Annotated in this window: 14 protein-coding genes and 1 pseudogene; 8 read left to right on the top strand and 7 right to left on the bottom strand. The window is 67.2% G+C overall.

From position 1 onward, the window contains the following. Positions 1-78 precede the first annotated feature (78 nt). From BLU09_RS33035 to BLU09_RS33015, 4 genes are all read right to left on the bottom strand, one after another. Entirely contained in the window at positions 79-2,436 is a 2,358-nt protein-coding gene (locus BLU09_RS33035) for a hypothetical protein (protein WP_090494642.1), read from the bottom strand. 406 nt (positions 2,437-2,842) lie between these two features. Further along, a complete protein-coding gene (locus BLU09_RS33025) occupies positions 2,843-3,457 on the bottom strand; it encodes a response regulator transcription factor (RefSeq protein WP_090494640.1) in 615 nt (204 codons plus the stop codon). Then, a complete protein-coding gene (locus BLU09_RS33020) occupies positions 3,454-5,364 on the bottom strand; it encodes a sensor histidine kinase (protein ID WP_090494752.1) in 1,911 nt (636 codons plus the stop codon). Before BLU09_RS33020 ends, BLU09_RS33025 begins: the two co-directional genes overlap by 4 nt. A gap of 283 nt (positions 5,365-5,647) precedes the next feature. Then, entirely contained in the window at positions 5,648-5,905 is a 258-nt protein-coding gene (locus BLU09_RS33015; RefSeq protein ID WP_090494638.1) for a YjhX family toxin, read from the bottom strand. A 309-nt stretch (positions 5,906-6,214) separates the two neighbouring features. Here BLU09_RS33015 and BLU09_RS33010 point away from each other — a divergent pair. Continuing rightward, positions 6,215-6,379, top strand: a pseudogene (locus tag BLU09_RS33010) (M57 family metalloprotease); the annotation flags it as partial. Positions 6,380-6,483: 104 nt separating this feature from the next. Here BLU09_RS33010 and BLU09_RS33005 read toward each other — a convergent pair. Beyond that, positions 6,484-7,875, bottom strand: coding sequence for a hypothetical protein (locus BLU09_RS33005; RefSeq protein ID WP_143043242.1), 1,392 nt, complete (start codon positions 7,873-7,875; stop codon positions 6,484-6,486). A 531-nt stretch (positions 7,876-8,406) separates the two neighbouring features. Here BLU09_RS33005 and BLU09_RS33000 point away from each other — a divergent pair. Next, entirely contained in the window at positions 8,407-9,288 is an 882-nt protein-coding gene (locus tag BLU09_RS33000) for a LysR family transcriptional regulator (RefSeq protein WP_090494632.1), read from the top strand. Between the two features lie 171 nt (positions 9,289-9,459). Here the strand turns inward: BLU09_RS33000 and BLU09_RS32995 are convergent, their stop codons facing one another. Together BLU09_RS32995 and BLU09_RS32985 are read right to left on the bottom strand one after the other, a co-directional pair. Next, a complete protein-coding gene (locus BLU09_RS32995) occupies positions 9,460-9,816 on the bottom strand; it encodes a hypothetical protein (protein ID WP_244172232.1) in 357 nt (118 codons plus the stop codon). A gap of 629 nt (positions 9,817-10,445) precedes the next feature. Beyond that, positions 10,446-11,054: a hypothetical protein gene (locus BLU09_RS32985; protein WP_090494628.1), complete on the bottom strand. Its 609-nt coding sequence runs from the start codon at positions 11,052-11,054 to the stop codon at positions 10,446-10,448. Positions 11,055-11,281: 227 nt separating this feature from the next. On the opposite strand from BLU09_RS32985, the gene BLU09_RS32980 reads away from it, so the two are divergent. From BLU09_RS32980 to BLU09_RS32950, 6 genes are all read left to right on the top strand, one after another. After that, on the top strand, positions 11,282-12,106 hold the full coding sequence (locus BLU09_RS32980; protein WP_244172231.1) for a helix-turn-helix domain-containing protein: 825 nt from the start codon (positions 11,282-11,284) through the stop codon (positions 12,104-12,106). 58 nt (positions 12,107-12,164) lie between these two features. Further along, positions 12,165-12,518 carry a VOC family protein gene (locus BLU09_RS32975; protein ID WP_090494625.1) on the top strand — a complete coding sequence of 118 codons (354 nt, stop codon included), beginning with the start codon at positions 12,165-12,167 and terminating at the stop codon, positions 12,516-12,518. 623 nt (positions 12,519-13,141) lie between these two features. Continuing rightward, positions 13,142-13,990 (top strand): cell wall anchor protein, encoded by an 849-nt coding sequence (locus BLU09_RS32965; protein ID WP_244172230.1) that lies wholly within the window; start codon positions 13,142-13,144, stop codon positions 13,988-13,990. A gap of 9 nt (positions 13,991-13,999) precedes the next feature. Then, complete coding sequence (locus BLU09_RS32960) at positions 14,000-15,094, top strand: trigger factor (protein WP_090494623.1); 1,095 nt, start codon at positions 14,000-14,002, stop codon at positions 15,092-15,094. Positions 15,095-15,439: 345 nt separating this feature from the next. Next, positions 15,440-18,586 carry a tetratricopeptide repeat protein gene (locus BLU09_RS32955; RefSeq protein ID WP_090494621.1) on the top strand — a complete coding sequence of 1,049 codons (3,147 nt, stop codon included), beginning with the start codon at positions 15,440-15,442 and terminating at the stop codon, positions 18,584-18,586. Then, a complete protein-coding gene (locus BLU09_RS32950; protein ID WP_090494620.1) occupies positions 18,583-19,476 on the top strand; it encodes an RNA polymerase subunit sigma-70 in 894 nt (297 codons plus the stop codon). Before BLU09_RS32955 ends, BLU09_RS32950 begins: the two co-directional genes overlap by 4 nt. The last annotated feature ends 97 nt before the right edge of the window (positions 19,477-19,573 follow it).

Genomic DNA, 19,573 nt, shown 5'->3' with positions numbered 1-19,573 from the left:
TCCAGGTCGTAGGGAAGGCGCGCATCCAGGTGGCCCATGCGGCCTTCAACGCTGAGCGAAGGCCCCTGGACCGGAGGCTCAAGGAGAAGGCTGCAGCGCCTTGCGCTCCTTCGCGCAGACCTGGACCAGCTCCAGCATGCTCATGCTGGCGCCGCCGATGTCGAACTTCTGCGCCTTGAAGTCGGGGTATCGGTTCTCGAGGATGCGCCCCTCCGCGATGCAATCGTTGAGCTGCGCGAGCGCCTCGTTCTTGCGCCCCTTGGAGAGGTGGGCCTTCGCCGCGTCGTAGGCCTTCCGCTGGCCCTCCTGGAACCGGAGCTCCACGTCGACGCGCTTCAGGGGCGCCTGCAGGGCCTCTGCCTTCTGGGCACACTGGGCCATCACGTCCTGGGGCTGGGTGCGGACCCCGTCCACGAGCACGTCGACCGCCGCGAGGCTGGCGTTCTCCTTCACCATCCGGGCGCCCTCCTCCTGGCAGGCCTTGAGCTTCTCCGCCGCGCTCGTGTACAGGGCCCTGCGCTTGCGCAGGTCCGCGGAGGACGCGGCGGATGCCGCCGCCTTGCCGGCGACGTCCAGCGCCTCACCCGTTAGCCGGCGCAGCGCCCTCGCCTGCTTCGCGAACTCGAGCGCCTCGACCATCTTCAGCCAGTCGGCGCGGGACCGCTCAGCGGACGCCGCGTAGCCCGCGTCCTGCCGCTCCAGCGCCGCGTGCGTCTCGAACATCTGCATGATCGCGTCCACGCTCTTCGAAGCGGTCTCGACCTCGGCGTCGGTCGCCGAGATGGCCTTGGCGACCTCGAGCTGCTCCTTCGTGGCGGCCAGCCGGGACGCGAGCTGGACCCGGGCATCCGCCGCGGCCAGGACAATCTTCCGCCGGGTGATGCGGTCGTTCAGCTCCGCCATCCGCTCCTTCGACTCCTTGGCGTACAGCGCGTAGTCACGGTCCTTCTTGACGAGGGCGGCACCCGCCTCCAGCACCACGCCAATCTGCTTGACCGCGTTCTCCGCCGCCTGGAGCTGCGCCTCCGAGGGCGTCTCCTTCTGGACCTGGGTGACCAGCGCCACCGCGTTCTTCCGGGCCTCGTCCACCTTCGCGCGCTGCTGCTGCAGGTCGACCTCGTACCGGCGCCGCTCCATCGTCGCCCGCCCGTCCTTGAGGAGCTGACGCGCGTCGGCGGCGACCGGGCTGATGGCGGGGTTCTTCACGTGGACCGTCTCGAGCGTCTTCTCCAGGACGACCATCGCCGTCTTCGCCTCCTCGAACTGCTCGGCGGTCACGGACCGCTTCTCGACGTTCCGCAGCGCCTGGACGACCTCGGCGCGCGCCGCGTCGAGGGTGCGGACCTGGAGCGCCACCTCCACCTCGACGAGCGTGTTCTTCACCTCGGCGAGGTACTGGCCAATGGCCTGGCTCCTCGCCGCCTGCGGCTCGTACTTGTCCACCAGCTTCCGGACGACGAACGCCGCGGTCTTGGCCTCGGAGAGCTGCTCGGGCGCGGGCCGCTTCACCCGGAGCGCCTTGGCGGACGCACGGAGCTCTTCATGGGCAGGCTCCAGCTCCACCTTGACCCGCGAGACACCCGCCTGCGCCACGAGCTCATCCATCCGGCGCCTGGCCTGGGTGACCTCGGCGCGGGCCTTCTCCGCCTCCGCGCGATAGGCCTTGTCCTGCGCCTCGAGCGGCCTGCCCTCCTCGAGCTGCTTCTGCAGCGCGGCCACCGCCTTGTCGGTGGCGGCGAACTTCTCGTCCGACCAGGCCTTGCCCACCTCGGTGAGCGAGCTCGCCAGGGACTTGCGGCTCTCATCCAGAAGGCCCCGCTGCTTCTGCGCCGACAGCTGCAGCCACCGCTCATCGAGCGTCTTCCGGTGACGGGCGAGGGTCGCCTCGACCTCGGTGAGGTACGTGGAGAACTTCGGGTCCTGGCTCTTGAGAGGCCGGCCCTCCTCCGCCAGCTTCACGAGCGCGTCCACCGCGGCGCGGGCCTCGTCCATCGCCTTGGAGCCCGGGTCCCCCTGGCCGAGCTTCGCCATGCGCTCGTTCAGGGGCGCGAGCGCGCCGTCGATGCGTCGGCGGTACTCGTGGATGTGGACCTTGGCCCGGCGCTCGTCGACGTACTCCCGCTGCGTCCGGAGCTGCTTGCGCGCCGCCAGGACCAGCTTCGCGTACTCGAGGTCCTCCGTCTCGAAACTCGCTCCGGCGTCGAGCGCGACCTTCAGCGCCTCCACCGCCGCGAGGGCGGCGTCGAGGTCGGCGTTGCGCGGCGGCTCCACTTCGATCCGCTGCACTGCCGTCGCGAGGTCGGCGCGCGCACGCTCCACTCGCTTCGATGCCTCCCCGATGGACCTCGCGGCACCAGCCTGGGCGGACGCGGCGGAGGCCCCGGCAGAGGCGAGGATGAAGAATCCGAGCAACACCAGCCTTGAAGTGCTTACCATTCACGCAAACCTACTACAGCGAGGCGGAAGAACCCGGCATTGTGTCCGCTCCGAGCCACGCATCGGACAGGAGGGTCCCCGAGGTAGGAGCGCGCTACGGAGCCTTGGTGTGGAGGCGCCGCACAGCCGCGACATCACCGGCCACGTTGTCGGTATTCACCTCCAGCGGATGATGACCGACACACAGGACGCCCACCCCGCCCTCCTCGTCCCGGGCGCATGAACCCTCGGCGCCCAGGGAGGGCTCGCTGGCTGGGAGCGCATGGACGGTGATGGTCTCCAGCCGCAGGAGGGGCGCAGGTCATCGGGCCGTGAGATGCCAGGCATCAGGTGCGCGAGCTCGGCCGTCCCACTGATGCGAAGGTCAGCGCATGGAGATTGAACCGGGTGCTTCCACTGCGCGGGCTCAGCCCTGGCCCAGCCGGTCCACGAACCGCACCAACTCCGCCACCGAGTCCACGTCCAGCTTCTGGATGACGCGGGCGCGGTGCACCTTGATGGTCTTCTCGGTGGTGCCCAGCCGCTGGGCGACCTGCTTGTTGGTCAGCCCCTGAGCGACCAGCGCGCAGACCTCGCGCTCGCGGGGCGTGAGGACGGCATGACGCGCATGCAGCGCGGCCGTCTCGGCCCGGCCGGCGCGGGCCGCCGCGTCCTTCGTCAAGGCCTGGGAGATGGCGCCCAGCAGTTGTTGCTCATCAAAGGGCTTGAGGAGGAAGTCCACGGCGCCGGCCTTCATGGCCCTGACGCTTGCCGGCACATCCCCGTGGCCAGAGATGAAGATGACAGGGAGGTGGCAGCCCTTGGACTCCATGGCCTGCTGCAACTCCAGCCCGTTCAGCCCCGGCATCCGCAGGTCCAGTACGGCGCAGCCCGGAAGGTCCCCGGACAGCTGTGCGAGAAACTCGGAGGGCGAGGCGAAGGGCTTCGTGGCATGGCCGGCGGCCCGCAGCAGCCGCCCCACCCCCCGCAGCACGGACGCATCGTCGTCCACGAGGAAGATGGTGGCGGGGGCTTGTATCATGACGAGGACTCCGTGTGAGCCGCTGGAAGCACACACCGTAACAGAGCTCCCTGCCCGGGAGGGCTCTCGGCTTCCAGGCATCCGCCGTGTGCCTCGACGATGGAGCGGCTGATGGACAGCCCCATGCCCAGCCCGTGTTCCTTGGTGGAGTAGAAGGGTTCGAAGATGAGGGCCAGCCGCGACGGCTCGATGCCACTTCCCGAGTCCTGCACGCTCAGCTCCACCTGCCCCGGGACTGGCGAGGCGGTGCGGACCTGCACCTGGCGTTGGCCCGCGGGGACATCGGCCATGGCATCCATGGCGTTGATGAGCAGGTTGAGCACCACCTGCTGGAGCTGGATTCCGTCCCCCTGAACGGCGGGCAGCGACGGGGCCAGCGCCAGGTGCAGGTCCGCGCCGCGCAGGTGCATGTCGTTGACCAGCAGGCGCGCCACCTCGCACACCAGGTCATTGAGTGAGTGGAGCTCCTGCCTTGGCTCCCCCCGCTTGAGCAGCACACGCATGCGGTGGATGACTTCGCCCGCGCGCTTGCCGTCGGAGATGATGTCCCCGAGGGCTTCGCGCATCTCATCCAGCTCCGCGGGGGTGGCATTCAGCAGGCGCCGTGCGGCCTGGGCGTTGCTGAGAATTGCGGCCAGGGGCTGGTTGAGCTCATGGGCCAGCGAGGCGGCCAGCTCGCCCAGGGCGGCCACCCGGCTCACGTGGGCCAGCTGATCCAAGGTTCGACGTGCCTCCATCTCCGCGAGCTTCTCCAGGCGTTGGCGCTCGAGGAGCTTGGCCTGGGCACGCATGCGGCGGCGGCGCTCCACCACGAGCCCCCCGGCCACCAGCGCCTGCAGGCCGCTGAACGTCAGCGCCCCCAGCCCCCACCAGCGGTAGCGCTCCCAGAGCGTGGGCTCGTCGAAGGCGAGCCGCACCCCGGGAGGCACCCGCTCACGGGGGATGCCCCAGCGCCGCAGCGCGCGGGCATCGACCGTCAGCGTGTCCACGGATGCCGGCTTCAGGGGCGCGAGGAATTCCTCCTGCGCTCCGCCCAACACGCGGGAGGTGAGCATGCTCAGCTGTTGGCCCACGGCCTCGTAGCTGACGAGCGCTCCGCCGACAAACCCCAGCCCCAGGACGGTCTCGTGGAGGGCGAAGCAGGGCCGGTTGCTGGCGGAGAGAAACATGCGTGCAATCTCGCGCCCCACGAAGGGTCTCCCGCTGGGATCGGTCATGAAGCTGAAGGTGAGGACCGTGGTGTCGTCCGGCAGGGTCCTCGCGCGCTGGAGCAACTCGGACAGCGGCAGGTTGCTCAGGTCGATGAACTCCAGCCCCCGCTGCGCCAGCAACGGTTGCAGCTCTCGCACCATCTGCTCCTGCTGCGCGCGCTCCCAGGGACTGGAGCCGTTGACGAACGCCAGCCTCCGAGTGCCGGGCAGCAGCTGCAGGGCCAGCTCCGCGGTGGCCCGCATGTCATAACGCAGCCAGAGGCCCGCCACCCGCTCCAGGCGAGGCTGCTGTTCCCAGAGCCGCTCGTCCTCGGAGAGGACAATCATCGGGATATCCGGCCACAGCTCCCGGCGCAGCTGCTGGGCCAACTGGATGGCGTCGGAGCGGAAGGCAATGAGGGCATCCGGCCGGCGCTCCTGGTATTTGGCCAGATACCAGGTGTGCAGGGCGTGTGTGTAGGCATCCCCCCGGGCCCACCCCAGATCCAGGCTCTCGACATCCAGAGTGATTGGGCCGCCCTGGGCCTCCCACAAGGAGGAGCGGAGACTGGCGACGAGCGTCGCCATGGCGGGCAGCGCCGTATCCTCGGGAATGAGCAGGAGCACGGACTTGTGAGCCGGACGCACCTCCTGGGCCACCGCCAGGGGGGACAGCAACGAAAGGATGCAGAAGACAAAGACGATGCGCCAGGACATGGTGGACACTTTGACCGTAAGAACCCACCGTTGTGCCTCCCCAAAATTCGGTCGCTGCGACATGACGCGCGTCATGGAGGGCGAGCGATGCGCACGATGAGCCGCTGGGTCCTCACGCCGTAACAACGGTCAGGGTCCGGGGCAATGGACCGCATCCAGGTCGGCAAAACGAATCGCGAATCCTGATCCAACGGGGCGGCCCATGACACGCGACGAAGGCCGCCCCTCCTGAACGGTTACTCAGGTGCATCCTCATCCTCTTGAGGCAATTCTGAGCGCATCGCTAGCGTGTCTTTGAACTTCCGCAGAGCGCATGAAGCCCCAGTCGGGTGATGAGGTACGGGCCGCCCTTCATCGAGGAGATGAGCTTTCGCCGCTTCAACTGCTGGAAGACCTCCAGCGTGCAGAGCGACAACTGCCAGCCCTCTGGCGTGACACACGCCACATGGGTCAACTTACCGTTCTCATCCTTGTGCTTCAGAATACGCCCGCCCTGAGCCAGCACGTTCAGGACGCGCAGCTCCTTGCGTGAGACGTTCACGGAGGAATCCTACCAATTTGATGCGGGAGAGGGGCACACGACGCCCCCTTCGGCTGTTTCAACAGCCGATGTCCGCCCAGTGTGTGGGCGGGGCCTCAGGGTGATCTAGGCCTCCTGCGCATCAACCTCGAACGTCAGCGGTTTGCCTTGTGGTAACGAGGGGATTGTGGGTTGTCAAGTGACAGGGCCCGCGGCCCTGGCGAATACTTCAGTTGAGGCACGGGAGGCTGCGAGCCCCGCCGGTGAGGACCGTCCCGACACCACCGCATCGACTGACGCCAAGGGCGAATACCCTTAAACAACTCCTCGAGCAACGAAGGCCCAGCAGGAGTGGGTGCCATTCATGTTCCCGGGACGCCAACCACGACCACAGCAGGTGGCTCGCTCATGAACTCCTGCTTCCCCGTGGGGACGACCGGCGAGTTCACCTCGAGCGACATCACGGCCCTGACCACGCTGTACGGACAAGCGTGAGGATTTTTTGAAGTTCGGCTCCCGCCCCAACTTCTTGGCATCCTCATGGCGCGGGAGACAATCGCTTCCGTCTCTCGCGCACGCTCCCTGACGAACGCCTCACCTCAGCGCGCAAGTCCCAGCACGAACCCGGTCGATGGGGGCACGGGAGTCACCGGCCCATCTCCAAAGTCCGTGGCTCCCGAGAAGTACCCCACGACCCGGCTCAGGCCCTGCTTGTCGATGTCGATATCGGCGACCCAGCTGCCGGTGGAGGGAAACCCTCGCGCCCAGCGGAGTCGTCCATTCGAACGCTCGAAGCTGGCGGTGAAGATGCTCCGGCTGTCCCCGCCCGGCGGCACCGGTGGGAGCGGGACTCCGGCGATCGAGTCTCCCGTCACGTACTCACCGACCACCACCACCTCGCCCTTTGACGACACGTCGATGGACCGGCCGTTGTTCGCGAAGCCCCGCCCCCAGGACTCCGCGCCTGAAGTCGAGTAGGCCAAGACGAAGGCGCCCCACCCGCTCGAGTTCGTCACGGTCTGCCCCGCGAAGGAGAAGGGCTCGCGGAAGAAGCCTGTCAGCGCCACCCGGTTGCCATGCATGGCCAGACGCCTCACGTTGCCCAGGGGGCCCAGGACACGCCGGGTCCAGACGAGGGTGCCTCCGGGAGTGAACCGCTTGAGAAAGAAGTCGCCGTAGTAGCTGCCGTCTCCGCTGAAGGCGGTGGTGATGGTTCCACCCAGATACAAGGTCCCGTCGTCATCCACCGCCAGCCCGGGTGCCTCACTGCCTTTCACGTCAGGAAAGATATGGCTCCAGCGGGGCGTACCATCGGCGGAAAACTGGGCGATGAAGGCCGTGTCCAGAGGTGAGGCGAGCGGGCCCTGCCCGAAATCCACGACGCCGTTGTAGACCCCCGCGATGGTGATGTCGCCGGAGCGGCTGGCGACAATCTGGTAGGGCTGGAAGAAGCCCTGGCCAGTGATGGGGCGAACCCAGCGGAAACCGCCGGACCGGTCCAGACCGACGATGAAACGTGTGGCGGAGATGGGGCCTCCGCCAAAGTCGATGTCTGGCCCGAACGACTTTCCCACCACCAAGGCAAGGTTCCCTCGCTTGTCGAGGGACGGGCCAATCACTGACGCGCTGCTGGTCACGAAGGCCCGAGCCCATTTGACGGCGCCATTGGATTTGTAGCCCACCAGCGCGATGCCACGGCCGCCCCCCGGCACGGAGACGGGACCGGCTCCGAAATCGGCGGTTCCAGTGAGGTAGGCCAAGAGGACCCGCTTGCCGTCCCGGCCATGCTCGATGGAAATCGGATAGGCCTGGAACTGCCGCAGCTCCACGCTCGACCCAGGGGTGGACTCCTCCTCCAAGGCTTCCTGGAGACGTGTTTCCGCCCGCGTCTCGCTGGGCGGCTCGTCCGTGCCTGGAGGCACTCCGCCACATCCCCATCCCAACAGCGCGATACAGCAGCAGACTTCCAGGCCGAACCCTCGGTTTGCCATGACCTTCTCCTTTGGGAGAGCGTTCAAACAGACAGGTCATGGAGACGTTTTGCAATGGACCGCAGGTGGCAGTGCTTTGTTGCGAGCATTGGGATTCACTCCAAGACGCATGCATGACGCGGCGAGCGATGCCGGAGCGGGCCCTGGCGCGCACCGCTCAAGTTGTTGGACATCCGCTGGGGCCCGCTGCCCCTGCCCCAAATCCGGTCGCTGCGTCATGGGAGCATCGAATCTGCATCCGGCCTTGCGACAAGGCGGGCGAGGTCATCGGCGCGTCGCATTGAGCGCCGCCCCCACCACGCTGGAACCAGGGGTCTCCGCCTCCCGCAGAGTGCGGACCATCTGCTCCTCGGTCAGCACGCGGCTCCTCACGACCGACCTGCCTCCTGGCCGCGAGGACGCTTTCACACTTCAACGGGTCCGAAAATTGGGGAGCAGCTCAGTGCCGTTTCATGCGAAAACGAAATACCAGAATGACTCATAGTGGAGTCCTGAATAGTTTGACCGAGAGCTCCTCGTGGAGACACCCGCATGCTCGATCTCTTCTTGCTGCGAAGCTTCGTCGCGGTCGTCGAAACGGGAAATTTCACCCGGGCCGGCGAGCGCCTGCACCTGACCCAATCGACCGTCAGCCAGCAGCTCATCCGCCTTGAGCAGAGCCTGGGTTGCCGGCTGCTGAACCGCAGCCAGCGTCACGTAGTGCCCACGGAAGAGGGGGAGCGCCTGCTTGGCTATGCGCAGCGCATCCTTCGCCTGGCCGAGGAGGCGACCGTTGAGCTGAACCCCGGCGGCAGCGGCGGTGTGTTGCGATTAGGCGTGCCCGAGGATCTCGGGGGCGAAGCGCTGATGCCGCTGCTGACGCGCTTCGCAACCGAGCGACCGCGCCTACGTCTGGAGGTCGAGTGTGGGTTGAGCCACCACCTCTTGCGCCTCTACCGCAACGGCGAGCTCGATCTGCTGCTGGTCAAGCAGTGGGGCGCCGACAGCGATTCCCATGCGCGCTGGACGGAGTCCCTGTGCTGGGTCGACAGCGCGACGCAGCCGGTGACGGCGCGATGCGAGGGTGGCACGGATGCGCTGCCGCTCGTGGCGTTCCCCGTGGGGGCGCTCTATCGGCAGGACATGATCCACGCGTTGGAGAGCCGCGGGCGGGCGTGGCGGATTGGCTACTCGAGTTCAAGCCTCGCGAGCCTCTGCGCGGCGGTGAGCGCTGGGCTCGGCGTCAGTCTGTTACCTGCGAGTAGCGTGCAGTCCGGCCATCGCGTGCTGGGCGAGAAGGATGGCTTTCCTGCCGTAGACGGGCTCGAGCTTGCCCTCTACGCCCGTTCGAATCTCGGCGCCGTCGGCCGCACCCTGCGCGACGAGCTGTCCGACCTTTGCACCCAGCGCGCAGGAGCTGCGGTTCGTGCTTGAAGACGTGGTGAACGGGAACCACACTGCTGGGCATGGCTGGCGACATCGACCGAGCGCGTGCGCGCGATTCCTCGGGACAGGGTGAAGGCCGCCGTCGTGCGCGTGGATTCTGATAGGGACCGAGGCCCGCGCAAGGCGAAGTGCCACACGCGGCCCCCGGGACGACAGGTCTCAGCAGAACCAGCCGTTCTGCACCTGGCCGTCCACGCCACAGTTGCCCCAGGCGTGGCCGGGAACCCACTCGCTGCCACCGCTATACACGGTGAAGGTCTGCCCACGAGTCAGCGTACAGGTCGAGCCGTTGGGGCGGTGCACCGTCAGGTCGTTGGCACAGACCGTGAGCCGCTTCCCGTTGTCCCACGTCTGCGCGTAGTAGTACGGGCCCGCCATCGCGGTCACCGAGCCCTCGCCATCCTTCTGCGGCGCGGTCGCCACTGGCACCTCCTCCAGGGCCTCCGGAGCTTGCTCCTCGCCTCCACAGCCAACGAGAAGGGCAGTCGCAGCGAGCATGGATGCAATCAAACGCATGGGTGTACTCCAATTGGGGGCGCACATACAAAGCCGGCTAATCCGGCTATGAAAGCTTAAGACAGGCTTTAACTCCTGCCAATGCACCCGAAGTCTTGGCGGCTTCTGGAGCGACCTTTTTCTGACAATTCAATAGGCGCCTACTCCTGACGCCTTGCGTTGGAGTTTTTCGACCGCTGCGTCATATCCCAGCATTCTCGGCGAAGGCGTCTCCACGCATGCGCGTCCACTGGGGCGTGGGCTCCCTCTCCAGTCGGGTGTATTGCCAATAACGTGCTGTCTTCCGCATTTTCCGTGCGCGAGGACAACGACGCGCTCCGCTACTTCGGCGGCGACTTCGAAGCCCGCTGCATCATGGGTTCCACGAGGCCACCTTCAGCAGCGCGCCAATGCGAGTGAGTGAGGCGCGCGGTCAACGGGCTTCATCCGCCTGGGCAGCGACGCGTCCAACCGCAGGACGATGGCGGAGTCGCTCCAATCCCCAAGGGCCCGCCGGTGATGCCCTCCTCACGGCGGGCGCCAGGGAACTGAACCTCACGACAACGGACCACGTGCTTCAGGAGGCCCCATGGCGGAGCCCCGCCGTGATGGGGGGCGCTCCCCTCACGCCAGGCCCGTGATGTCCGCGCTCAGAAGCAACTCTTCTGACCCAGGAGGGACGTGTTCGTCTTGAACTCACAGGCGCAGTTGCTCACCATGCACTTGAACGAGGCGGACTCCTCACACAGCGACTCGACCTTGCGCCAGGCGACGACGGGCCTGGGCCAGGTCAAATCCTTCGTATAGAGAACGCCGTTCTTGACCGCGAAAGCGTGTTCCCAGGTCCAGGATTCGTTCGCGGTTTCATTCTCGGTGTTTGAGCAGCGGCTCGTCATGGTCATGACCAGACGGTCGTTCTCCACCTTCCAAGTCCCCAGATCGTTCCTCAAGTCCGCCTCAATCAGGAGGACGGACTTCCCCTTGATGAGCATGGCAAACGGATAGCTGGAACCGCGCTCCCTTCGATAAAGGCCGTCGCTCAGCTTCCCCCCATTCAGCGGAGGAGCATCCATCACCTCTGCGCCGTCCGAATCCCACGTGCTGCACCAACTCACGGTGTCACACTTGAGCGCGGAGTCCGAGCCGCCGCCGCCTCCTCCGCCTCCGCCGCCGCCTCCGTCCCCCTCCCCTTCGCTCGAGTCGCCACAGCCCACCACCAGCATGGACAGAAGCACCAGGTACCGTGTCGCCACCTTCATGTCGTCCTCCCAGGAGTCCTCGGAGAGCCCCCATGCCCCCCCTCTGACTGGGAGAGACAGGCCGTGCGACACCGTTGCGTGAAATCGACCAACATGGGTGTCCCCCCCGAAGAGCCGGACAGGCTCGTCCGGCGAGCGTGAGTCGCAGTAGGTGCCCCCGGCTCTGTTACCGTCGCGCGGCCATGATTCTCGCGCGCCAGCCTCGGAGCCCCACTCTGGCTCCTCTCGTGGAATCCCTCTGGACATACGACGGGCAGCTCGCCCACGGCTTCGAGCGCATGCTGCCGTCTGGCCGAATGCAGCTCCTGGTCAATCTTCATGAGGACGCGTTCCGGGACTACAGGCTCGACGGCCGCCTTGCACACGAGACTCGGGGTGTAGCGATTCAGGGCGCCCACACCGCACCGAGAGTCGTCGACACTGCCTCCCAGCGCTCCATCTGCGGGGTGAGCTTCGCCCCCGCGAGTGCGTCACCGTTTCTGGGCATGCCGGCCTCGGAGCTTACCGGGAAGCTCGTCGACCTCTACGAAATCTGGGGGCGTGACGGCACCATCCTTCGTGAGCGCCTGCTACAAGCCCCCACTCCCGCGGCCCGGCTCGACGTGCTCGAGGCGGCGCTGCTCGCACGGGCACGCGCGTCCAAGCCTCGCGACGAAGCAGCGGCGGTCGCGTGCTCGCTGTTGATGGGCGGCGCGAGCGTCCGGGCCGTAGGAGTTCGACTCGGCCTTTCGCCGCGCCGGCTCATTGAGCGGTTTCAAGGGCATGTCGGCATCAAGCCCAAGCTCTTCGCGCGCATCGCCAGGTTCCAGCGCGTGCTCGAATCGGCTGGAGGGGAGCTGACCTGGGCCACCTTGGCCGGTGAGCACGGGTTTTCGGACCAGGCACATCTGGTCCGCGAGTTCAGGGCATTCTCGGGAGCCACTCCCGTCGCGTATCGCCCTCGGTCGGATGAGGCCCGCAACCACGTACCTCTCGACGAGCGGCAATTTCCTTCAATACGAGGCGGGCCGCCCCGGGGCACATTGCGCCAATGTCCCCAAACGAAACCCTGACCGAAGTCCAACCGCTTCCCCTTGAGGACCAACCGTACGGCAAGAAGGAGGAGCAGTCGTGAAGGTCCTACGTATCGTCACCAATGTGGGCGCGACGACGCCAGCCGCCGCCAAGCGATTTTACCGGGACGTCCTCGGGCTCGACGTCCTGATGGACATGGGGTGGATTGAAACCTACGGCTCAAGCGAAACGATGACTGTGCAAATTAGCTTCATGTCGCAAGGGGGCTCAGGCGCACCCGTGCCAGACATTTCCATCGAGGTCGACGACCTCGATGCGGCCCTCACTCGGGTGAAGAAGGCGAGAATCCCGATAGAGTATGGACCGGCTGACGAGCCTTGGGGCGTGCGCAGATTCTTCGTGCGCGACCCCTTCGGAAAGCTGGTGAACCTGCTCACCCATCACCGTTGAGCCGGGCGGGGCTTCGAGCCGCACGCGGTGCCGGCGACGAGCACGGCGGCTGGAGAGCCTCCTGAGCCGGCATTTTTGGGACGCCGGCAGGCACCTCCCCTCTTTTTCCTCGAACACATGGGCAGCCATTCGCCGGCTGGCGGATGGCGCGACGCCGTCCACGCCCATCGCGATGCAAAGAGAGGAACCTCCACATGCCGCCGCCCCCTGTCCGCCGAGACCCGCCGAAGCCGCCTCCCGTCAAGCCTCCGCCCGCGCCCCTACAGCCGCCCAAGTCGAAGCGCGCGCCGGCCGCACAGAGGCCCGTCCCGGCGGCGACACAGCCGCCCAAGGACTCCTTCAAGGCTACGAGCCCCGGGACGACGCCCCCGCGGGTGCAAATGGGGCCCTACGTCCCCGGGCATGAACCCAAGAACGACAAGCCCCAGACACAGCCAGCTCCCGCGGCCCCAAGGAAAGAGGAGCAGGAGTCGAAGGGGCTCGAGAACTGGGAGACGTATCCCAAAGCGTTGGACACGACGGTAACAGCCCGCCAGCAGCTCCAGGATGGCAAGGACCGAGTCCAGACCTGGAAGGACAACCGAAGCGCGGGACACGGTCTTGCGAAGACAATGAAGGAGGGCGTGAAGGACAACTTCGCCAAGTCCATCGAGGGCGGCAAGAACCCAAAGGATCTGGACAATGGTCTAGGAAGGCTGGGCAAGGCCAACACGGCCCTCAAGGGCGGCATCGGCGCCTCCGCCCTCATCAATGGGGAGGTGAGTGATGCCTACAAGGCCGTCTCCACCGGGGGGTTGTCGAGCAGCAATCCCGAGGAGCGCAGCGACGCCCTGGATGCGCTTGCCGGTGCGGGCAAGACCTCAACCGAGACCCTGAAGGCGGGGCTCGAGACGGCACGAGACCTCGAGAAGTACGGGAGCGCGGCCCGGGCTGCCAACTTGTCCCTCAAGGCCGCCGCCCCGGACCTGAGCCTCAAGGGACGGCTCAAGATTGCTCACAACCTCTCCATGAAGGCGTTCAACCATGCGGACGCCGGGGATGTGGGCACCGCTGAGAAGTTCGACGCGCTCAAGAAGGCCAGTCGGTCCTCCACGACGGACATCGCCGCCAAGGCGCACGGCGAAAGCAACAACAAGGCGCAGAGGCGGCTCAACCAGGGGGTCAAGACAGGCGCCGAGAAGACCGCGGACAGCGCGTTCGACGCGGCCATCGACAAGGGTGCCAAGGCCGCAGGCGGAAAGCTGGCCAAGTTCGCCGGACGCTTCGTTCCCGGCGCGAACGTCGCCATCGCCGGCTTCGACATCGCCACAGCCATCGCGACGTCCAACTCCAAGGACGCCAGCCCAGGCAAGAAGATAACGGCGTGGACAACCGCCGCAGGCTCTGTGCTCGCAGCCACGAACATCCCGGTGGTGAGTCAGGTCGGCGCGGCCTTCTCCACTGTCTCCGACCTCGTTGGAAGCTTCTTCTAGGAGCCCTCCATGCACACGCCTCCTGACAAGTCCAACCCAAGCCAGCCGCTCTCGATTGGGGAGTTGCAGGGCATGGGGCTGTTGAACCAGGCGCCCGGAGCGATGGCCTTCCGCAATGCGGCGAGCCCTCGACTTCCGCTCCTCCGCGAGGCCCCTTCGCTGGAGGAACTCCGGGTGAAGATGCCGGAGCTCGGGGGAGTTTCGCCCGAGGCCATCCTCGATCACTTCGCCACGCTGTGCCGCGCGGTGGCGCCGCGCAGGGAGCGCGAGCCGGGCGAAGCCGTTGACTCCGGAGACGACGTGCTCCTGGACGTCATCGGCTTTGCCAACGGAAGGCTCATCCCGTTCTCCGCCCGCACGGGATGGCGGACGGAAGCCACACCCGACCCGCTGCTCCCCGGCTTCTTCGAAGCCCTGGTGCGGGCCCGGGTTGGCGAGTCCGTAGCGGTGGACCTCGTCCTGCCCGATGACTACGCGGTGGAGTCCCTCCGTGGCGTCCCTGCTCGCTTCGACGTGAAGATGAAGGCGGCCTACCAGGTAACGCTTCTGGGAGAGTCAACTCCAGAACTCTTCGCCGCGCTGGGACGCGGAGGCACGCTCGACGAGGTCATGGAGTACATCGCCGGGGAACTCATCGCCGAGCGGGACGCGCGATACCTGTGGGACTTCCAGGACCACGTGATGAGGGAGGTGGCTCGGCGCACGCATGTCGAGGTGCCACGGAGCCTCATCGACGAAGAAATCCTTCAGCGGTGGGCCGAGGCCGAATATCCCATCCTGGTGAGCCTGGGCCTACCGAACGAGCGGGTCCGGGAGGGACTTGATGGCTGGCTGCTCGACGACGCCACCCGGAGCGAAGTGGAGTACCGGCTGCGGCTGGCACTTGGGCTTCGGGCCATCGCCGAAAGAGACCACGTCCAGTCCGATCGGGAGTCCGCGAAGGAGCTGTTCAGCAGCCTCGCGGAGAAAACCCAACTGAGCCGTGGTGAGCTGGGGCGCCTGCTCCAGTCCGACAAGAACCTCGGCCGGAGGTTCGACACGCTGGCGATGCACACGGCGGTCGTCAGCCACATCCTGTCCAAGGCCGACGTTTCGCGGGGGTAATGGCAAGGCCATGGGCCTGCGTTCGTAGGGAGAAGGCGCTCGGCTCGAAGAAAGGAGGGCAGATCCATCCATGCCGAGCGACAACCTGCAAAGGCAAACTTGATTGTCCTTTGCCGAACACACTGAAGAACGCAGCGACAAGGCAGGAATTCGACCACGCTGGACTCACGGAGCGTCGAGAGCCTCTCTTGGGAATCAAGAATTGAGTGAGGTCCATCTCCGCGCCGTCGCGAGTCAACGCAGTCCTGCCCGCGCCATCGAGGGCACAGAGGGATTGGGGCAACCTGCGTCCCAAAATTTCCTGGAGACCTGCCTGCACGCACAACCGGGCTCCCGAGCTCTGCTATGTTCGGGAAGCCGGAACGCGTTGCGGAGTCTTCACCCATGCAGTCGTGCCCCCAGGAAACGACGCTGACGGACTTGGTTGCCGGGCTGCTTTCCGAAGCTCACCGGGCCCAAGTCCTTGCACACGTCGAGACCTGTGCCGACTGTCGGTGGACACTGGCAGCGGGAGTGGGCACTCAAGCGTCATCCAGCGCTCCGACAGCCCCTGGGGAGGCGAATTCCCAGCCACTGCTGCTTGGCGCCAGGCTCTCCCGGTATGTGGTGCGAGAGTGCCTCGGCGCCGGCGCCATGGGCGTCGTGTACGCGGCGGATGACCTGGAGCTCGGTCGCCGGGTGGCCCTCAAGGTGTTGCGCCCCAAGGGGAGCCAGCGAGAGGAGCTGCAGCAGCGGCTGCTGCGCGAAGCCCAGGCGCTGGCCCGGCTCTCACACCCCAATGTCGTCACCCTCTATGACGTGGGCGCCTACGGAGACGGTGTCTTCCTGACCATGGAGCTGGTGGAGGGCACCACCCTGGCGGAGTGGATGAAGGAGCCGCGTCCGTGGAAGGAGGTGCTCCGGGTCTTCCTTGAAGCCGGCAAGGGGCTGGCCGCCGCGCACGCCGCGGGCCTGGTGCACCGCGACTTCAAGCCCGCCAACACCCTCCTTGGGAAGGACGGGCGGGTCTTCGTGACGGACTTCGGCATCGCCCGGCTCCTCCACCAGGAAGAGGGCGCGTCGCACCAGGAGCACATGGAGGCCCCCGTCAGTCCCGCGGGTCAGCTCACCCGGACGGGCCAGGTGCTGGGTACGCCCGCCTACATCGCCCCGGAGCTGGTGCGAGGTCAGCGCGCGGATGCCCGCTCCGACGAGTTCAGCTTCTGCGTGGCGCTCCACGAGGCCCTCTTTGGGGCGCGCCCTTTTCAAGGCGAGACGATGCAGGAGCTGGTCCTGGCCGCGCAGCAAGGGAGGATGAGCCCTCCGAAGCGCGAGGTGAAGGTCCCGACCCGGATTCGACGCGCCATCGTCCGGGGGCTCAGCCCGAAGCCCGAGGATCGCTTCCCCAACATGCAGGCGCTGCTGGCGGCCCTCGTTCCACCGCCGCACCGGAGACTTGTGCCGCTTCTCGTCACGACGACCGTGGCCGGAACGATGGGCATCCTCGCGGCCTACGGGACGACGGCGCAGCGGCGCGATGACAGCTGTGCGCGGGAAGCGGAGAAGCTCGCGGTGGCATGGAGCCCCGCGCGGCGCGAACGGATCCGCACAGCCTTCCTCGCCACCGGCATGACCTACGCAGCCCAGGCCTGGAAGCAGTTCTCGACGGTGATGGACGCCCACACCGCTCAATGGCAGACGCTTCGCACGGAGGCCTGCCTGGCCGCAACGGGCGACACCGCGGACCAGGCCAGGCAGACCGCCGCGTGCCTCGATGCGCGGCTCTGGCAGATCGCCGCCGTCACGGAGGTGTTGGAACAGGCGGACGCGCAGACGGTGCAGAACGCGCGCGCACTGGCGGCATCCCTCGAGGGCCTCGTCGGATGCCGCGATACCCCCGGACTCACCAGCCGCCCCCAACCGCCCGACAACCTCCGCTCCCGCGTGCATGCGGCGCGGCAAAAGCTGGCGCAGGTCCAGGCCCACCTCGTGTCGCACCGGTTCACCGACGGCCTCGCGGTGACGTCAGCCCTGCTCGAAGAGCAGAAGGGGCTCGGCTACAAGCCGTTGGAGGCGGAGGTATTCCTGGCCCACGGCACCGTCCTCGGGGGCCTCAACAAGCCGAAGGAAGCGGAGGCGTTCTTCTACCAGGCCCTGTGGGCAGCCGAGGCCGCGCGTGACGACGAAACGGTGGCACGGGCCTGGCTGGAGCTCATCTGGGCGGTGGGCGAGGAGCAGTCCCGCCCCGACGAAGCGGAGAAGCTCATCCGGCACGCCCGGGCCGCCGTCGAGCGACTGGGGCGGGAGCGCTTCCCGGACATCACGACGGAACTGCACACGCGCCTGTCGTCGCTGCGAGAGGCGTACGGCCAGCTCGCCGAGGCGGAGCAGGAGGCGCTCCAGGGACTGGAGTTCTCGCGGAGGAGGAATCCCCCGGACAGCCTCCGCACGCCCAACCTCATCCATCAGTTGGGACGCATCCGCTTCGGCCAAGGCCGCCATGAAGACGCGCTGAAGCTCCACCGCGAGGCCCTGGAGCTGCGCGAGCGCATCCTTGGCGCTGACAATCCGGCCCTCGTGACTTCCTACAACCGGGTCGCCACTGCCTCGCTGGAGGTGGGCCGGTACACCGAGGCCGTCAGCGCCTGGCGCAAGGCCCTGGCCCTTCAGGAGGCATCCTCCAACCCAGAGACCACCCCCAAGGGGACGATTCTGCTGAACCTCGCCGTGGTCTCGCGCGTCGCGGGTCGACTGGAGGAGGCACGCTCCATGGCTGAGCGGGCGCGCGCCATCTTCGAGCGGGCCCGGGGCCCCAACCACGTCACCGTCATCTTCGCGCTCTCAGCGTTGGCAGATATCGCCAGTGAGGCGGGCCAGGGCGACGAGGCGCTGGGCCTCGCCACCGAGGCCCTGGAGCGCATCCAGCGTTCACTGGGCCCGGACACACCACGCGCCGCCCTGCCACTGACAGTCCGGGGACAGGTGTACCTGAAGGCGGGCCGCTATAGCGAGGCACGACGCGACCTGCTGGACGCGCTCCAGCGGCTCGAGAAGGAACACGGCCCGGAGGGCGGGAAGACGGTGACGGTGCTGCTTCCCCTCGCCGAGCTTGCCCTGGCGACCCGGGCTCCGAAGGAGGCGCTCGCGTACTGCGAGCGGGCGAGGAAGGTCACCGAGAAGGCGGGGGGCGCGGAGTCCCCGGACGGCGCCAGCGCCCTTGCCTGCGCAGGGGAGGCGCATCTGGCGCTGGGCACCTCGGCGGAGGCGGTCCCCCTGCTCGAGCGCGCCCGGCGCATCCAAACCCAATGGGGCGAAGTCAAAGATCCGCGGGTCGCCGGCAAGACCGCCTTCCTTTTGGCCCGGGCGCTCATCGAAAAGCGCGCTTCCCCGGAGCGGGCCCGGGCGCTCGCGCTGGCCGAGGAGGCCCGGACGCGGCTGGAGTCCGTAGGGGTCCGGGGCCAGCCGGAGCTCCAGACGGTGCTGGCCTGGCAACGGCGTGAGACGAAACGATGAGCGACGAACAGCGAACAGGCTCCCTGGCGGCGCTGCTGCGGGCGTCCGTGTCTCCGGCGCAGCGAGCGGAGCTGGAGGCCGAGGAGGGATTCGAGGCGCTGCTGGACAAACACGTCGAGGCAGCACGAACCCAGTGGCCCACGTTCTCACTCCCGGCAGAGACCTTCGTGCGGCACCTGGCCCGGCACCTGCCTGAGGGAAAAGCCGCGGAGGTGATGCGCATCCTCCAAGGTCCCGACCTGTATCTCGCGTGCGCCTGCACCTCCGGGGACCCGGCGGCCCTCAAGGCCTTCGAACAACACATCCTCCGACACGTCCCCGCCCGGCTCGGGAAGGTGTCGCCGCCCCTGGTGGAGGAAGTGCTGCAGATGCTGCGCGAACGGCTGCTGGTGGGCAGCAGCAACACGCCACCGAGGATTGCGAGCTATGGAGGGCGAGGGCCCCTGCGGACCTGGGTGAGCATCATCGCCGCGCGCATCGCCTCGGAGTTGATGGGCCAGGACGAGCGCCATCAGCTCGTCGCGGAGCCTCCCGAGGAACTCGCGCGGATGCTGGCCCCGAGCGACCCCGAGTACGCGCTGCTGCGCGAGGACGCGCGCCAGCTCCTCGTCGAGTCGCTCCGAAAAGCGGTGGCGGTGCTCTCCGAGCAGGAGCGGACCCTGCTGCGCTTGCATCATTTCCATGGGTTCACGATGGACCGGCTGACGCTCATGTACGGCGGCTCGCGCTCCGGCGTCGCGCGCAAGGTCGCCGATGCCCGCGAACAGCTGCTCGAGCGCGTTCGCATGGAGCTCGCGCCAAGGATGAAGCAGGACCAACTCGCCCTGGAGAGCCTCCTGGGACTGGTCAGCAGCCGACTGGATATCAGCCTCCTGGGATTGCTGGACTGAAGCCCTTGGCGCCCATCTTCCGTCGGGCGCCCGACTGCTGGCACTCCTGACGCGCCGGCGCCCTGTCGGATTGCCAGGGCAACGCCGCCGTCAGCGT

Origin of the sequence: Myxococcus virescens, from assembly GCF_900101905.1 — a bacterium.
GTDB classification, from domain to species: Bacteria; Myxococcota; Myxococcia; order Myxococcales; family Myxococcaceae; genus Myxococcus; species Myxococcus virescens.
Note: the sequence above shows the minus strand (reverse complement) of the source record. Positions and strands in the feature narration are given on the sequence as shown.

Bases quoted from the DNA above. Each gene is read 5' to 3' on its own strand.
- BLU09_RS33020 (WP_090494752.1), bottom strand. From the start codon at position 5,364: ATGTCCTGGCGCATCGTCTTTGTCTTCTGCATCCTTTCGTTGCTGTCC.
- BLU09_RS32950 (WP_090494620.1), top strand. From the start codon at position 18,583: ATGAGCGACGAACAGCGAACAGGCTCCCTGGCGGCGCTGCTGCGGGCG.
- BLU09_RS33035 (WP_090494642.1), bottom strand. From the start codon at position 2,436: ATGGTAAGCACTTCAAGGCTGGTGTTGCTCGGATTCTTCATCCTCGCC.
- BLU09_RS32960 (WP_090494623.1), top strand. From the start codon at position 14,000: ATGCACACGCCTCCTGACAAGTCCAACCCAAGCCAGCCGCTCTCGATT.
- BLU09_RS32955 (WP_090494621.1), top strand. From the start codon at position 15,440: ATGTTCGGGAAGCCGGAACGCGTTGCGGAGTCTTCACCCATGCAGTCG.
- BLU09_RS33000 (WP_090494632.1), top strand. From the start codon at position 8,407: ATGCTCGATCTCTTCTTGCTGCGAAGCTTCGTCGCGGTCGTCGAAACG.
- BLU09_RS32985 (WP_090494628.1), bottom strand. From the start codon at position 11,054: ATGAAGGTGGCGACACGGTACCTGGTGCTTCTGTCCATGCTGGTGGTG.
- BLU09_RS33005 (WP_143043242.1), bottom strand. From the start codon at position 7,875: ATGGCAAACCGAGGGTTCGGCCTGGAAGTCTGCTGCTGTATCGCGCTG.
- BLU09_RS32995 (WP_244172232.1), bottom strand. From the start codon at position 9,816: ATGCGTTTGATTGCATCCATGCTCGCTGCGACTGCCCTTCTCGTTGGC.
- BLU09_RS33025 (WP_090494640.1), bottom strand. From the start codon at position 3,457: ATGATACAAGCCCCCGCCACCATCTTCCTCGTGGACGACGATGCGTCC.